11 protein-coding genes are annotated in these 14585 nt (G+C 60.8%); 2 read left to right on the top strand and 9 right to left on the bottom strand.

Annotation, left to right across the window (positions count from 1 at the left end):
- The first annotated feature begins 151 nt into the window (after window positions 1–151).
- Window positions 152–1363 (top strand): ROK family transcriptional regulator, encoded by a 1212-nt coding sequence (locus G1C98_RS02970; RefSeq protein WP_169079052.1) that lies wholly within the window; start codon window positions 152–154, stop codon window positions 1361–1363.
- Between the two features lie 40 nt (window positions 1364–1403).
- Window positions 1404–2300, top strand: coding sequence for a carbohydrate kinase family protein (locus G1C98_RS02965; protein WP_169079050.1), 897 nt, complete (start codon window positions 1404–1406; stop codon window positions 2298–2300).
- A 418-nt stretch (window positions 2301–2718) separates the two neighbouring features.
- Here G1C98_RS02965 and G1C98_RS02960 read toward each other — a convergent pair whose 3' ends face one another.
- The 9 genes from G1C98_RS02960 to ftsZ all read right to left on the bottom strand — a co-directional run bounded on the left by G1C98_RS02960 (window position 2719) and on the right by ftsZ (window position 14572).
- Window positions 2719–3408 carry an ABC transporter ATP-binding protein gene (locus tag G1C98_RS02960; protein WP_169079048.1) on the bottom strand — a complete coding sequence of 230 codons (690 nt, stop codon included), beginning with the start codon at window positions 3406–3408 and terminating at the stop codon, window positions 2719–2721.
- A 33-nt stretch (window positions 3409–3441) separates the two neighbouring features.
- The gene (locus tag G1C98_RS02955; RefSeq protein ID WP_169079046.1) at window positions 3442–5193 is read right to left on the bottom strand and encodes an ABC transporter permease; all 1752 of its coding nucleotides are present in this window, start codon (window positions 5191–5193) and stop codon (window positions 3442–3444) included.
- 519 nt (window positions 5194–5712) lie between these two features.
- The gene (gene dnaE, locus G1C98_RS02950; RefSeq protein ID WP_169079044.1) at window positions 5713–9267 is read right to left on the bottom strand and encodes a DNA polymerase III subunit alpha; all 3555 of its coding nucleotides are present in this window, start codon (window positions 9265–9267) and stop codon (window positions 5713–5715) included.
- Window positions 9268–9329: 62 nt separating this feature from the next.
- Window positions 9330–10262: an RluA family pseudouridine synthase gene (locus G1C98_RS02945; RefSeq protein WP_169079042.1), complete on the bottom strand. Its 933-nt coding sequence runs from the start codon at window positions 10260–10262 to the stop codon at window positions 9330–9332.
- Complete coding sequence (locus G1C98_RS02940; RefSeq protein WP_169079040.1) at window positions 10259–10888, bottom strand: signal peptidase II; 630 nt, start codon at window positions 10886–10888, stop codon at window positions 10259–10261. The genes G1C98_RS02945 and G1C98_RS02940 overlap by 4 nt, the downstream gene beginning before the upstream one ends.
- On the bottom strand, window positions 10885–12210 hold the full coding sequence (locus G1C98_RS02935) for a DivIVA domain-containing protein (RefSeq protein ID WP_169079038.1): 1326 nt from the start codon (window positions 12208–12210) through the stop codon (window positions 10885–10887). The genes G1C98_RS02940 and G1C98_RS02935 overlap by 4 nt, the downstream gene beginning before the upstream one ends.
- Window positions 12211–12331: 121 nt before the next feature.
- The gene (locus G1C98_RS02930) at window positions 12332–12613 is read right to left on the bottom strand and encodes a YggT family protein (RefSeq protein WP_169079036.1); all 282 of its coding nucleotides are present in this window, start codon (window positions 12611–12613) and stop codon (window positions 12332–12334) included.
- A 210-nt stretch (window positions 12614–12823) separates the two neighbouring features.
- Window positions 12824–13303: a cell division protein SepF gene (locus G1C98_RS02925; RefSeq protein WP_169079034.1), complete on the bottom strand. Its 480-nt coding sequence runs from the start codon at window positions 13301–13303 to the stop codon at window positions 12824–12826.
- Between the two features lie 36 nt (window positions 13304–13339).
- Window positions 13340–14572, bottom strand: coding sequence for a cell division protein FtsZ (gene ftsZ / locus G1C98_RS02920; protein WP_169079032.1), 1233 nt, complete (start codon window positions 14570–14572; stop codon window positions 13340–13342).
- Window positions 14573–14585 lie beyond the last annotated feature (13 nt).

Raw genomic sequence — 14585 nt, 5'->3', positions numbered from 1 at the left:
CATAATGAAACGAACAGGGGCCCGCCGCCCTTCCCGACCACTTGCGACACGCCATGCGGATGTCGTTTTGCCCTTTTGTATTAACTGCGTTAATATCTTAATCACGTTCAGATTCAACGATGAGCCACAACACGACGCAAGGAGGTGTCACATGAACAACGCCATCACCACCACACAGGCGGGAGTCGCCGAAACCAACCGGTCACGCATCATGCAGCACCTCTACCACAACGGCATCAGCTCACGCGCCCAAATCGCCAAAGCACTCGGACTCACCCCCGCAGCCATCACCAAAATCACCGCACAGCTCATCGAAGCGCACATCATCGAAGAAACCGGCGACTTCGGCGGCGCCAAAAACCGACGCTCCATCGGCCTGACACTCGACACCACACGTTTCCACGTCATCGGAGTCAAATTCGCACGCTCGCTGGTCCAAATCGGCGTCTTCGACCTCGCCGGCAACCAGTCCAGCCTCACCACACTCCCCTACGTCTCCAACAACACCATCGGCACAACCATCGCCACCGTGCACGACACCATCGAACAGCTCCTGCACGAAGACCCCACCATCAAAGCCATCGGCATGGCCGTCCCCGGCCCCTACCTGCGCAAAAACGGCCACACCGCCGTCGTATCCTCCATGCAAGGCTGGCGCAACATCAACTTCATCGACGAATTCGCCGACAGCTTCACCGTCCCCGTATTCATCGAACAAGACGCCCGCGCCGGCGTACTCGCCAACTCCCTCTTCGACCAAGACAGCAAAACCAGCAACACCAGCCTCGCCTACTACCTCGTCGGCGAAGGCGTAGGCCTGGGTGTCATCGAAGACGGCCGCATCATCAACGGCGCCCTCGGCACCGCCACCGAAATCGGCCACGTCTCCATCGACGTCAACGGCAAACCCTGCGACTGCGGCAACATCGGCTGTCTCGAACGCTACTGCTCCACCCCGGCCATCCACCAAATGCTCATCGACGACGGCACCATCGTCAAAGACGCCGCCTCCATGAGCCACACCGAAGCATGCAGAGCACTCTTCGCCCTCGCCCGCAACGGCAACAAAGCCGCCCTCGCCATGATCCGCACCATCGGCACCTACGTCGGCTACGGATGCCTCATCATCTTCAACGCCTTCAACCCGCAGACCATCGTCATCGGAGACATCGTCTCCGAAGCCGGCCAACCACTGCTCGACCAAATCAAAACAACCGTCAAGCAACGAGCCATACCCGAGATCTACGAGTCCACCACCATACGTCTCACATCCATGCCGACGGACGCCGCAGTGCTCGGAGCCGCGGCAGTAGCCATCAGCTACTTCCTCGACCACCCCTCAGAATTCTTCAACCTGAAATAACAACACGCAACCAAACCCCACAACCGAAAGGAACCCCATCATGACCAAGCCAATCGTGCTCTCCCTCGGCGAACTGCTCTGGGACATGCTCCCCACCGGCAAGCGCGCAGGCGGCGCACCCGTCAACTTCGCCTACCACGCCATGAAGAACGGCGCCGAAGGCTACTCCATCAGCGCCGTCGGCGAAGACGAACTCGGCGACGAACTGCTGGCCGAAACCGCCAAGGCAGGCATCCATGCCGTCATCCAGCGCAACGCATGGCCCACCTCCACCGTCGAAGTCGAACTGCGCAACGGCATCCCGGAGTACACCATCGTCAAGGGCGTCGCCTGGGACCACATCCTCTACACCCGTCAGCTCATCGACATCGTGCAGCAGGCCGACGCCGTCTGCTACGGCACCCTGGCCCTGCGCTCCCCCGAATCCCACGCCACCATCACCGAACTGCTCAAGCACACCAAGCCGGGTGCCATGAAGTTCTTCGACATCAACCTGCGTGGCGACCACTACTCCAAGGAACTCATCGAGGAACTGCTCGGCTACGCCACCGTGTTCAAGATCAACGACGAAGAACTGCTCCTCCTGCGCGACATGTTCGACATCCGCGGCACCTCCGGCGAAGACGCATGCCACTGGTTCATGGAGAAGTACGACCTCGACTACGTGATCCTGACCGCCGGCGCCGCCTACTCCACCATCATCTCCAAGAAGGGCGAAACCTCCACCGTCGACACCGCCCGCGTGGAAGTGGTCGATACCGTCGGTGCAGGCGATTCCTTCTCCGGCACCTTCGCGGCCCGCATCCTGCAGGGCGACTCCCTGGTCGAGGCACACCGCAAGGCCGTGAACACCTCCGCCTTCGTGTGCACCCAGAACGGCGCATGGCCGGAGTACCCGGAGCAGATTCCGGATTACCTCGCCGCCGCCGGCAAGTGATCCCTTCCCCCCTCCTTTCTTTTTCATCATCATCTTCCGCGGAAACGCCCGTTGCATGCTTGCAGCGGGCGTTTCCGTATATCTTGGGCTTGGCATGGCACAGGCGGCATGACGGGGGCTTGCATGACAGGTTCGACACACTCAAGACATATCCGGTATGACGGGGCTTCCGCATGACGTGTTCGACACACTCAAGGCACCGCTGCGCGGCCTTCGCGGCACAGACGATATGACGGGGGCTTGCATGATATGTTCGACACACTCAAGGCCGTTCGGCCAAGCCTACGGTCTCACATATCATGCAAGCCCCCTATTGCTCTATAGAGACTGTCTCCGCTTCACGGCTCAGTAGCCAGGCCTACGGTCTCACATATCACATGGGCATCTCTGCTTCCCCATTCGTTGAGCTGCCTGCAAGCTACTTGCGGGCGTGCCTGCGCAGCGGCTTTAGCTGGAACACCTCATCGGACTGCTCCGCCACGGCAGGGCTGTGCGTCACAATGATCACGCACTTGCCCTCATCGTGGGCGAGGACCCGGAAAATCGCCATGATGTCGTCCTGCGTGGCCATGTCGAGATTGCCGGTCGGCTCATCGGCCAGCACGATCCTCGGTTCATAGCTCAACGCCCTCGCAATGGCGACGCGCTGCTGCTCGCCACCCGACAAGTGCAGAATACGTTCCTTGGCGTACTCCTCAGGCAGCCTCACCTTGTGAAGCAGCTCAAGCACGATCTCATGCTTCGGGCGGTCGAACCGCATACCGGACGCCTCCATGGACAGCACGATGTTCTCCTCCACCGTAAGCGCCGGCAGCAGATTGAAGCTCTGGAAAATCACACCGATATCATGGCTGCGGAAATGGTAACGGTTCAGCGTTGCCAAATCCCTGCCATCGTAGACCACGTGCCCCTCCGTCGGCAGCGTCAGGCCGGACAGCAGCGAAAGCACCGTGGTCTTGCCCGCACCGGACGGCCCCGTGATCGCAGTCAGACTACCCGCATGGAACTCATGGCTCAAGCCATCGACCACCTTCTTGCCGCCCTTCGTATACGCATAGGTGACATGGTCAAGCGCGAGAATCGCATCGGAAACATGGTCACTGGTCATATCAAGTCCTTTCAATCTATTCGGAAAACCCGTTCAGGAACGGTCCGCAAGAATCTGCAACGGCTCATAGCGGACAATCGCCACCACACCGGCCAATGCGGAAACCAACGTCAACGCGATGCCAATCAGCACCAGTTCGCCCACGATCCTGAAATTGACCGTGGCATTGATCGTGCTCACATAGTCGACGGCCTTGCCAAAGCCGCGCGGGCCACGCTGAGAGGACTGGCCGGAATTCTTCTGATCAGCCTGAGCGGACTTGCCCGACTGGCTATCGGACTGGCTGTTCTGATCCGCATCATTCGCGGAACCAGACGCACCGGCCGAATCACCACCCTGGCCCGGAACCCCCGGCATATCAGCACTACGCCCGAACTGCGCCTGCTGGCTGGAAGCCTGCGCCTCCTGACTCGACACCTGCTGCGCCAACAACTGATTCGACACCGGCACCGACGCCGCCGCACCACCAGCCACACCAATCGCAATGCCCGCCATCGTCACGATCAGCAGCTCGACCACGAACTGCGCCACCACCTTCACCTTGGTGATACCGATCGCCGTAAGCACACCGATCTCATACTTGCGCTCACGAATATTGAACAGATTGATCACAATAAGCACCACAGCCCCGACCGCAAGCACGATAACCAACAGCGTCAGCGCGAACTTGGCGAGATTATCAAGCGGCACAAGACTGGACTCATAATTCTCCACGTCGGCGGACGAAACCTTATGATTCGTATCAAGCCCCGCCTTCTTCACATCAGCGGCAAACGTCTCATAATCGCTCTTGCTGCCCAGCACATAGGTGAAACTCAGCTGCGTGCGCGAAGCAGATGTCTGCGTGCTGGAATCCGACGACTCGGACCCGGCCGACGATTCCGTGGACAATCCGAGCTTCTTCAACGTGCTCACGGACGTGTAGATGGCATTGTCGGGATCGGAAGACGTACCGCCCATCGGACCATGCGACCCCGTATCCGTAGAGGTGCTGTTCTTATAGATGCCGACAACCGTGAGCTTGTACGTGGTATCGCTGCCGCTCAGATCCTCGACGGTAATGGTGCTACCGACCTTCAACCCATTGAACTTGGCGAGCGCCTGCGGAATAATGACCTGGCCATCGGAATCGGCCCCATAGCCGAACACCTTGCCGCTGGCCATGGTAAAGCTGCCATTGGCCGCATTGGATACCGCGGCATCCGAAGAAAAGCCGATCAACGAAAAATCACCGGAAGTCATGCCACCAGGGCCGCCCTGGGCATTCTGCCCGGACTGACCATCCGGGCCGCCCTCGCCACCGCGCGACTCGGAGGAACCGGAATCCGATGTCGAACTCGACGACGAGCTCGACGAGGATGAGTTCTTCTCGCTATTGGAGGTGGACGTCTCCACCGGCTGGAAACTATCGGTACCGTTCACCGACGTGGTTTCCGTGTAATACGTCGTCACCGGAACGCTGGAGGCCTTGGCATACTTCTTGTAATCGGCAAGCGTCAGCGACCCTTGGTCGAGCGCCTTGCGCATGGCGTCCTTGTCCGGTTTGCCGTCGCTCGACGAGGACTGCGACGACTGGGCCGCGCTCATCATCTTGTCGCGGTCCATATCGATGGTCGCAGTGACGGTGGTCGAACTCAACCCCGTCTCACGTGCGGTCTGCGCCGCATTACGGATGGCGAGCCCCACAGTGGCCGCGGCCGCGATCACCGCGACGATGACGACGATAAGTATGTTGCGCCCGGCATTGCGTACAACCGATCTCCAGGCATTCTTCAACACGAACATACTGGTTTCCCCTGGCATGGTCATGCGGCAGACCCCATGTCCGCCGCGTCATGCCCAGCATGCTCCCGCGGAATTGCCGTTGCCTAGCAACACACTGGCCTTCCCCTCCGAGCTTCGTGAATGTTCGCTGGGAGCGGAAACAAGCAGTATGACAGGGCTTCCACATGATGTGTTCGACACACTCAAGGCCGTTCGGCCAAGCTTACGGTCTCACACATCATGCGGAAGCCCTTATTGCTCCATGGAAGGCTGATTTTTCGTTTTACGGTTCAGCAGCCAAGCCTACGGTCTCACATGTCATACGGACATCCCTACTCCCCTAGCCACTGGCAGATAATCGGGAACCCTTTTCCGCGACGTGTTCGACACACTCAAGGCACCGCTGCGCGGTCTTCGCGGCACAGACGGTATGACGGGACTTCCGCATGACGTGTTCGACACACTCAAGGCCGTTCGGCCAAGCTTACGGTCTCACACATCATGCGGAAGCCCCTGCTCCTATGCTTTCCGCTTCGACTGTTAGGCGGCGGGGAGGCAGCTGGGGCCGAATAGGATCTTGATCTCAGCGAACAGGCTCGTATCGCGCTTCACGCGGAACCGGTCGCCGAACGTCATCACCTCGGCATTGCCCTTGGCATCAATGACGGCGAGTTTCACCTCGCAATACCCCGGATGGTTGGTCAGCACATGCCCCAACTGCATCATGTGCCGCCTATCCAGTGCGGCCTGCGGCAGCGTGATGATCACCGGGCGTTCGTCCGCGGCCTCCAGCGTGGGCACCTGCATCTCTGTGGCACGCAGACTCACCGTCTCGTCCCTCAACTCCACCATGCCACGGATCTGCACCACCTGGTCGACGGTAAGATCGGCGGCTGCGGCCTCGTACACCTTGCCGAAGAACATGCACTGGATCGAGCTTTCCAGATCCTCCACCGTCACGATCGCCCACGCGTTGCCGCGCTTGGACACACGGCGGTCCACATTGGTGACCAGGCCGGCAATGGTCACCTGCTGCCCCTCCCCCATGGTCTTGGCACGATCGATCAGATGCGCGATCGACATCTCACGCAACCCAGCAAGCACGGCCGTCATGCCGGACAGCGGATGGTCGGACACGTACAGGCCCAGCATCTCGCGTTCGAAGTTCAGCTTGGTCTTCTTGTCCCACTCCTCCACATCGGGCACCGTGACCGAGGCATCGCCCATCACATCCTGCTCCTCGGCATCGTCCATGTCGCTGAACAGATCGAACTGGCCTTCGGCCTCCTTGCGCTTCAGGCCCACCACGGATTCGATGGCGGTTTCGTGGATCTGATACAGCGCGCGACGATTCGGGTCGATGGAATCGAACGCACCGGCCTTGATCAGTGACTCCACCAAACGCTTGTTCAATGCGCTCAGCGGCACTCGGCGCACGAAATCCATGAAGTTCACGAACTTGCCGCGCTTGCTCTCACGCTCGGCGATGATATCGGCCACGGCCTTATCGCCCACATTACGGATCGCGCCAAGGCCGAAACGCACCACGTCACCCACAGCGGAGTAGGCGTACACGGATTCGTTCACATCTGGCGACAGCACCTGGATGCCCATGCGCCTCGCCTCGCCCAGATATAGCGCGGTCTTGTCCTTGTTGTCCTTCGTGCCCTGCAGCAACGCGGCCATGAACTCGACCGGGTAATGCGTCTTCAGATACGCGGTCCAATACGAGATCAATCCATACGCGGCGGAATGCGCCTTGTTGAACGCGTAGCCGGAGAACGGCACCAGCACGTCCCACACGGCCTGCGCGGCCTCCTCGGAATACCCGTGCTCCTTCATGCCCTGGAAGAACGGGATCTTCTCCTTGGCCAGCACCTCGGGCTTCTTCTTACCCATGGCTCGACGCAGCACATCTGCCTTGCCCAGCGAATACCCTGCGAGAATACGCGCCGCGGACTGCACCTGCTCCTGGTACACGATCAGGCCGTACGTTTCGTCGAGCACCTGCTTGAGCGGCTCCTCAAGCTCCGGGTGAATCGGCTCGATCTTCTGCAAGCCGTTCTTACGCTTCGCATAGTTGTTATGCGAATCCATATCCATCGGGCCCGGTCGGTACAGCGCGATCAGTGCGGAGATATCGTTGAAGTTATCGGGCTTCAGCGACTTGAGCAGCGCACGCATGCCGTCGGAATCGAGCTGGAACACGCCCAAGGTGTCACCACGCGCAAGCAGCTGGTAGGTTTCCTTGTCGTCCAACGGAATCTTGGTGTAATCCACCGGATCCTTGCCGTTGGCCACGATGTTCTTCAGCGTGTCCTGGATGACCGTCAAGTTGGAAAGCCCAAGGAAATCCATCTTGACCAGGCCCAGCGTTTCGCACGTATGGTATTCGAACGTGGTCGTGACGGTGTTATCCACGCGCTGCAGCAGCGGCGAGGTGTCGGTGATTGGCTCACTACCCATGATGGTCGCGCAGGCGTGCACACCGGTCTGACGGATCAAGCCCTCGATGGTCTTCGCCTTGTCGATGATCTTGTGCGCGTCCGGGTCGGACTCGTACAGCTCGCGGAACTCGCGCGCCTCGGCATAATGCTTCGACGTGGGGTCGAAGATCTCCTTCAGGCTCGCGTCCTTGCCGTTCTTGCTTGGCGGCAGCGCCTTGGTGACCTTGTCGCCCATGGCGAAGTCATAGCCCATGATGCGGGCGGAATCCTTCAGCGCCTGCTTGGTCTTGATCACACCGTAGATCACGCACTGCGCCACCTTGTCGCGGCCGTACTTCTCGCCGCAGTAGTCGATGACTCGCAAACGACCCTCGGGGTCGAAATCCACATCGATATCAGGCAGCGACACACGCTCCGGGTTCAGGAATCGTTCGAAGATCAGGCCATGCTTCAACGGGTCGAGCTCGGTGATGCCCATGGCGTATGCCACCATCGAACCTGCCGCGGAACCACGACCCGGCCCCACCATGATGCCGTGGTCCTTCGCCCACTGGATGTAGTCGGCCACCACCAGGAAGTAGCCGCAGAACTGCATCTGGCAGATCACACCGCATTCGTAGTCGGCCTGCTTGGAGACCTCCTCCGGCACATTGTTGTCGTACCGGCGCTCCAATCCCTCCTCGACCTTCTTCAGGAAGAGCGACGCCTCGTCCCAGCCTTCGGGGCAGTCGAACTGCGGCATGAACGCGCCGTCCTCGTGGTCGTCGAACATCACGTTGCATCGTTCGGCGATCTCAAGCGTGTTGTCGCAGGCACCCGGGAAGTCCTTGAAGATCTCGCGCATCTCCTCGGCGGGCTTCAGGTAATAGCCCGTACCGTCGAATTTGAAACGGTTCGGATCGTCCAGGTGGCTGCCGGAATTGATGCACAGCATGGCATCCTGTGCCTCGGCGTCCTCGGCGTGCACGTAGTGGGAATCGTTCGTGGCCAGCAGCGGCGCATTGAGCTTCTTGGCGATCTCAAGCAGACCGGGAATATTGCGGTTCTCGATGTTCAGCCCGTGATCCATGATCTCGATGAAGAAATTGTCCTTGCCGAAGATGTCCTGCATCTCGCCGGCCGCACGCAACGCCTCGTCGAACTGCCCCAGCGCAAGCCTGGTCTGGATGATGCCGGACGGGCAGCCGGAACCGCAGATCACGCCCTTGGAATAGGTGGAGAGCACTTCCTTATCCATACGCGGGTAGCGCTGCACACGGCCTTCAAGGTTGGCCACCGAACTGGCCTTGATGAGGTTCACCAGCCCCTCGTCGTTCTCCGCCCACAACGTAAGATGCGTGATCAGACCGCCGCCCGAGACGTCATCGCGGCGCTGTGCCTCCGTGCCCCAATGCACGCGGCTCTTGTCCTGACGCGCGGTCTCCGGCGTCACATACGCCTCGATGCCGATGATCGGCTTGACGCCGACCTTGACGCAGTTGGTGTACATCTCGTACGCGCCGTGCATGTTGCCGTGATCGGTGATGCCCACGGCCGGCATGCCGAGTTCGGCCGCGTATTTCGCCAGTTCGGGGATTTTCGACGCACCGTCCAGGAGCGAATAATGCGTGTGATTGTGCAGATGTACGAAGTTTCCCGAATCAGACATACCCTCTAATGTACCTCACACGCGGATTTCCGACACGGGCACCCAGCCGGCGGGCCGGATCGTCAATCGGCGGTATCGGCGTGGCGGGCCCGCATGGCTTCCAGCGCATGCTCAAGATCGGCCGGATACGTGCTGGTCACTGTGGTCCACACATGCGTGCGCGGGTGGCGGAATTCAAGCTGCATGGCGTGCAGCCATTGGCGTTCGATATGCAGTTCCTCGGCGAGCACCGGATTCGCGCCATACATGTGGTCGCCCACCAGCGGATGCCCGATGGAGGAGAAATGCACGCGGATCTGATGCGTGCGCCCCGTCTCCAGGTTCACCTTGACCAAGGTGGCTTCGCTGCCGAAACGCTCCATCACATCCCAATGCGTGACCGCAGGCTTGCCGGCCGGCGTCACGCAAAACCGGAAATCGGAGACCTTCGCACGCCCGATCGGTGCTTCGATGGTCGCCTTGTCTTCCTTAAGATTGCCCTGCACGAGCGCATGATAGGTCTTGACCACCTCATGCTCGGCGAACTGCCGACGCATCTCCACATAGGCAAGATCGGACTTGCATACCAGCATGAGCCCGGACGTACCCACATCAAGCCGGGACACGATGCCCTGCCTGCCGGCGGCGCCATAGGAGGTGATATGCACGCCGCGGTCGAGCAGACTGCCGAGCACGGTCGGCCCCGTCCACCCTACGGACGCATGCGCGGCCACACCGACGGGCTTGTCGACCACGACCACGTCATCGTCCTCGTACGCGATGGCCATATCGTTGGCAATGGGTTCCGGCTCCTTGCGTTCCTCGGCAAGATCGATCTCCACGGTCTCTCCCGCCTGAAGCGTTGTGGACTTGGTGATCTCACGATCCAGCACACGCACCTGACCGGTGTCGATCAGCGTTGCCGCCTTGGAACGAGAAACGCCAAGCATCTTGGAGACAGCCACGTCGAAACGAGCGCCGACGAGGGCATCAGGAGCTGGAACCACACGACTCATTGAGCATTGCCTTCTTGTTCGGATGATTCGGTTTCGGACGATTCGGGCGATTCGATCCCGGACGATTCAGTCGCCGCGGTTGCAGTCGACGAAGCGGCAACAACCGATTCGTCGGCCGTGCCCGCCTGGGCCTGCCCTGCGAACGGCACGTTCAGCAGAATCATCACCACGATGGCCACACCGGCAACGGTGAGGAAAACGTCGGCCACATTGCCGACAGACCATCCATAATCGATGAAATCCACGACCTTGCCGTTCAGGAACCCGTCCGCGTAGCTCACACGGTCAACAAGATTGCCCAGGGCACCCGCAAAGGCACAGCCGAGCGCAGTCGCCCACGCCTTGGATGTGGTACGCAGGCCAAGCACCACTATGACCACGCAGGCCACCATGGCCAGCAGCGAGATCACCCATGTGAAATTCGATCCCAGCCCGAGGGACGCGCCCGGATTGCGCACCAAGGTAAACGACAGCAGGCCGTCGATGACCTGCATCGAACGGCCGCCGGACAATGCGGACAACGCCCACAGCTTGGTGATCTGGTCAAGCAGAAGCGCTACCGCCGCCACGCACACAAAGACGGCCGCACACACGCGCGGCCGTCTCGTCGGAGTCTTGCCACTCACTGGCCAGGCTGCTCAATCTGGTCGTAGTTGTTGCTGTCGGACACCTGCTGCTGCAGGTTGTTCAGGAAGTCGGTCAGGCGAGCACGATACTCGGTCTCGAACTGCTTGAGGCCCTGAATGTTGCCTTCGATGACCTTGGACTGGTGGGTGAGGTTGTCACGCACCTGCTGGGCGTATTCATCGGCGGCGGTACGGGTCTGCTGATCGTACTCGGAAGCGCGCTTCTGGACTTCGGCCTCGTACTCGTCGGCCTCGTTGTGCTTGCCGCTCAGATAGGTGTCGGCATCCTGACGGGTCTTCTCGGAGTAGGCATCGGCCTCGGCGCGGGTGGTCTGCGAGTAAGCGTCGGCATCGTTGCGGGTCTTCGCATTGTAGGCGTCGGCCTCGGCATGGGTGCGCTTGCTGTATTCGTCGGCCTCGCCGTGCGAATGGTTGGAGTACTCGTTGGCCTTGGCGATCAACGCATCGTATTCGCGCTGGCTTTCCTCAGCCATCTCCTGGGCCTTGGCCTTGCCCTTGTCCACGTACTGATCGTGCAGCTGCATGGCCAGGGACAGCATCGCGGTGGCGCGCTCGGCCTCGTTGTTGCCACTTGCGGCAGCGCCTGCGATCTTCTGCAGGGAGCCGGTCTCGGTGCTCGGCTCGACCTTGGAGAGCTGTTCGCGCAGCTGCTCCTCGCGCTTCTGGGATTCCTGAAGCTTCTTGGCGAGGTCTTCGGCCTGGGCCTGGAGCTGCTGGCCCTGTGCCTGAAGCTGCTGGTTGTTGGCCTGGAACTGCTCAAGCTGGCTGCGCAGCTGCTCGCCCTGGGCACGGAACTGATCGCGTTCCTGCTGGACGGCGGCGATCTGCTGAGCCACGGCGTCCTGATTGCCGGAAGCCTGCGCCGCCTGGGCAGTGAGCTGGTCGATCTGCGCGTTGAGCTGATCGACCTGACCCTTGAGCTGCTCGTTGCTGGAGGCGAGCGTACGGTTCGCTTCCTCGGTTTCGGTGAGCTTGGCGGAGGCCTCGTTCAGCTTGGAGGTCAGAACGTCGTTCTCGTTGTTGGAAGACGCTGCGATGGCGGCGTTCTTCAGTTCGGTATTCTCGTTCTGCAGCTGCTGCACCTGTGCAGTAAGATCGGAGATCTTGGTATTCAGCGACGAGACTTCCGGGCCGAGAGCCTGGGTGGACTGACCGCCGGCGGCAGCCTGCTTGCCAAGAGCCTCAATGGTCTCAGTGACCTGATCAAGGAACTCGTCGACCTCGTCAGCGTTATACCCTTCCTTGAAGCGCACGAGCTGGAAACGATGTTCCCTGATGTCCTTCGGCGTCAACAGAACCATAAAATTACACCTCGATTCAAGGCCGTGTATGCCTCGGTTACGTTGATAACATTCTCGACCTTACCACGTAACACGGTCTCGTGTGGGCAAAACGGCGATTATTCAAGCCATCCGAGGCTTGCTAGATCAGCACCCGCAATACGACGAGCAGGAAATACAGCACCATGAAGCTCACGTCCAAACCGATGGCTCCCATGCGAATCGGCGGAATATAGCGCCTCAACCATCTCAGCGGCGGTTCGGTCGCCGTATACACGGCATTGACCAGGTCGGCGATGAATCCGCGAGGGTACCAGCGCGGGAACAGGATCGACGCCCAGTCCAGCAGCATGCGGATGAACAGCACCGCAAGATATGCGTCGATCGCGAAGTTGAACAGGCGCACCAAAAGATAAATCAGCATACACACACCGTACCAAGGAATGGGGGCATTACGCCCGGAACGTATTACGGCCGCAAGCACGACCGCCCACATATATGATTCGGGCACCCGGAACAACCAATGGTTCCGGGTGCCCGATTGATGCCGGCCCATGCCGGCGAAGTCAGCAGTTGATGTTCGATCGAATCCAATCAAGCCCAATCACGCGCGATCGCATCGATCGAAACCGGTTCAGCTGGCGAACAGGCTGCGTGCGGAGTCCGCGGAATCGGCCTCCTCCACCTTGATGTTCACCTGAGCCGGGCTCAGCAGGAACACACGCGGGGTCACACGCTCCATGGAACCGTGCACGCCGAACACCACGCCGGCGGAGAAGTCGACGATGCGGTATGCGATGGGCTCGGCCACACCGGTCAGGTTGAGCACCACGGGGATGCCGTCGCGAATGGCACGCCCCACCATCTGCGCATCCTCATAGGTCTTCGGATGGATGGTGGTGATGCGGCTCATCTTGCCCGGGAAAGGAGTGGTACGGGACGAGGTGGTCTGCTGGTTCGCCGGTGCCGCTGCGGGCATCGGGGTGACGGAATGATCGGAATCGAACGTTCCCTCGGATGCGGGGGCGGGTTCCTCGTCCACTGCGAAATCGTCATCGTCCGCCACATCGGACATGCCGAGGTAGGACATCGCGTTCTTCATAAACCCTGCCATACAAGGTTCCTTTCCTTATAAATGTTCAGGCCTTCGTCAGCGAAGGAAATCCGGAATATCCAAATCGTCGCCCAGGTCGGCGGAATACGAAGGATTCTGCGGCTGCTGCGTGGCTTCGCCCGGAGCCGGGGCGAACGTGAACGGGGACTGCTGCTGAGGCGCCGCCTGCTGCGGGGCAGCTTGGGCGGGTTCCGTGGCGGGTGCGGCGGGCGTGGCCTGAGCCGGCTGGGCAGCCTGGACGGGTTCGGCCTTGGGCTCGGGGGTGGCCGGAGCTGCTGCGGCCTGGGCCGCACGTTCCTCGGCGGTGGGCTTGTTGGAGTCGAAGCCGGCCGCGATGACGGTGATGCGCACCTCGTCGCCGTAGGCGTCGTCGAGGGCAAGACCCCAGATGATCTGCGCTTCGGGGTGGATGGCCTTGCGCACCAGTTCCACGGCCGCAGACGCTTCCTGCAGGCCGATGTCGGTCGGGCCGGCCACGTTGATCAGCGCACCGTGGGCGCCTTCGATGCTCTCCTCCAGCAGCGGCGAGCTGATGGCCAGCTCGGCGGCCTGGGTGGCGCGATCCTCGCCCCGTGCGGAGCCGATGCCGAACAGTGCGGTGCCGGCACCACGCAGAATGGCGGTGACATCGGAGAAATCGACGTGGATGTAGGAGTTGGACGTGATGAGGTCGGTGATGCCCTGCACGCCGGACAGCAGAGCGCCGTCGGCGGTCTTGAACGCGTCCATGATGGTGATGGAGCGGTCGGAAAGCTCAAGCAGACGGTCATTAGGAATGACGATGAGCGCGTCGACTTCCTGGCGCAGGTTCTCGATGCCGAACTTGGCGGAGGCCGCACGCTGCGGGCCTTCGAAGGAGAACGGGCGGGTGACCACGGCGATGGTGAGGGCACCCTGCTGGTGGGCCGCACGGGCGACGATCGGGCTGGCGCCGGTGCCGGTGCCACCGCCCTCGCCGCAGGTGACGAACACCATATCGGCGCCCTTCAGCGCCTCTTCGATATCGGACTGGTGGTCCTGAGCGGCCTTGGCGCCCTTCTCAGGGTCGGCGCCTGCGCCCAGGCCACGGCTGGTCTGGTCGGACAGGGAGATCTTGACGTCGGCGTCCGAGCGAAGCAGATCCTTGGCATCGGTGTTGATAGCCACAAATTCAACGTTTTGCAGACCTTCCGCGATCATGCGGTTCACGGCGTTGCCACCTGCACCACCGACACCGACAACCTTGATGTTGGTCTTGTCGTTCAATTCAGTCTGGGCGTTCTCGCTCACGTTTGGCTCCTGT

The organism is Bifidobacterium erythrocebi, assembly GCF_012932675.1.
In the GTDB taxonomy this organism is placed as follows: domain Bacteria; phylum Actinomycetota; class Actinomycetes; order Actinomycetales; family Bifidobacteriaceae; genus Bifidobacterium; species Bifidobacterium erythrocebi.
The sequence above is the reverse complement of the archived record's forward strand: the minus strand, read 5'-3'. Positions and strand labels throughout refer to the sequence as shown.

What these genes read in the sequence shown, in the direction of transcription:
- G1C98_RS02970 (WP_169079052.1), top strand. Translation starts at nt 152, where the DNA reads ATGAACAACGCCATCACCACCACACAGGCGGGAGTCGCCGAAACCAAC.
- G1C98_RS02965 (WP_169079050.1), top strand. Translation starts at nt 1,404, where the DNA reads ATGACCAAGCCAATCGTGCTCTCCCTCGGCGAACTGCTCTGGGACATG.
- G1C98_RS02960 (WP_169079048.1), bottom strand. Translation starts at nt 3,408, where the DNA reads ATGACCAGTGACCATGTTTCCGATGCGATTCTCGCGCTTGACCATGTC.
- G1C98_RS02955 (WP_169079046.1), bottom strand. Translation starts at nt 5,193, where the DNA reads ATGTTCGTGTTGAAGAATGCCTGGAGATCGGTTGTACGCAATGCCGGG.
- dnaE (WP_169079044.1), bottom strand. Translation starts at nt 9,267, where the DNA reads ATGTCTGATTCGGGAAACTTCGTACATCTGCACAATCACACGCATTAT.
- G1C98_RS02945 (WP_169079042.1), bottom strand. Translation starts at nt 10,262, where the DNA reads ATGAGTCGTGTGGTTCCAGCTCCTGATGCCCTCGTCGGCGCTCGTTTC.
- G1C98_RS02935 (WP_169079038.1), bottom strand. Translation starts at nt 12,210, where the DNA reads ATGGTTCTGTTGACGCCGAAGGACATCAGGGAACATCGTTTCCAGCTC.
- G1C98_RS02930 (WP_169079036.1), bottom strand. Translation starts at nt 12,613, where the DNA reads ATGCTGATTTATCTTTTGGTGCGCCTGTTCAACTTCGCGATCGACGCA.
- G1C98_RS02925 (WP_169079034.1), bottom strand. Translation starts at nt 13,303, where the DNA reads ATGGCAGGGTTTATGAAGAACGCGATGTCCTACCTCGGCATGTCCGAT.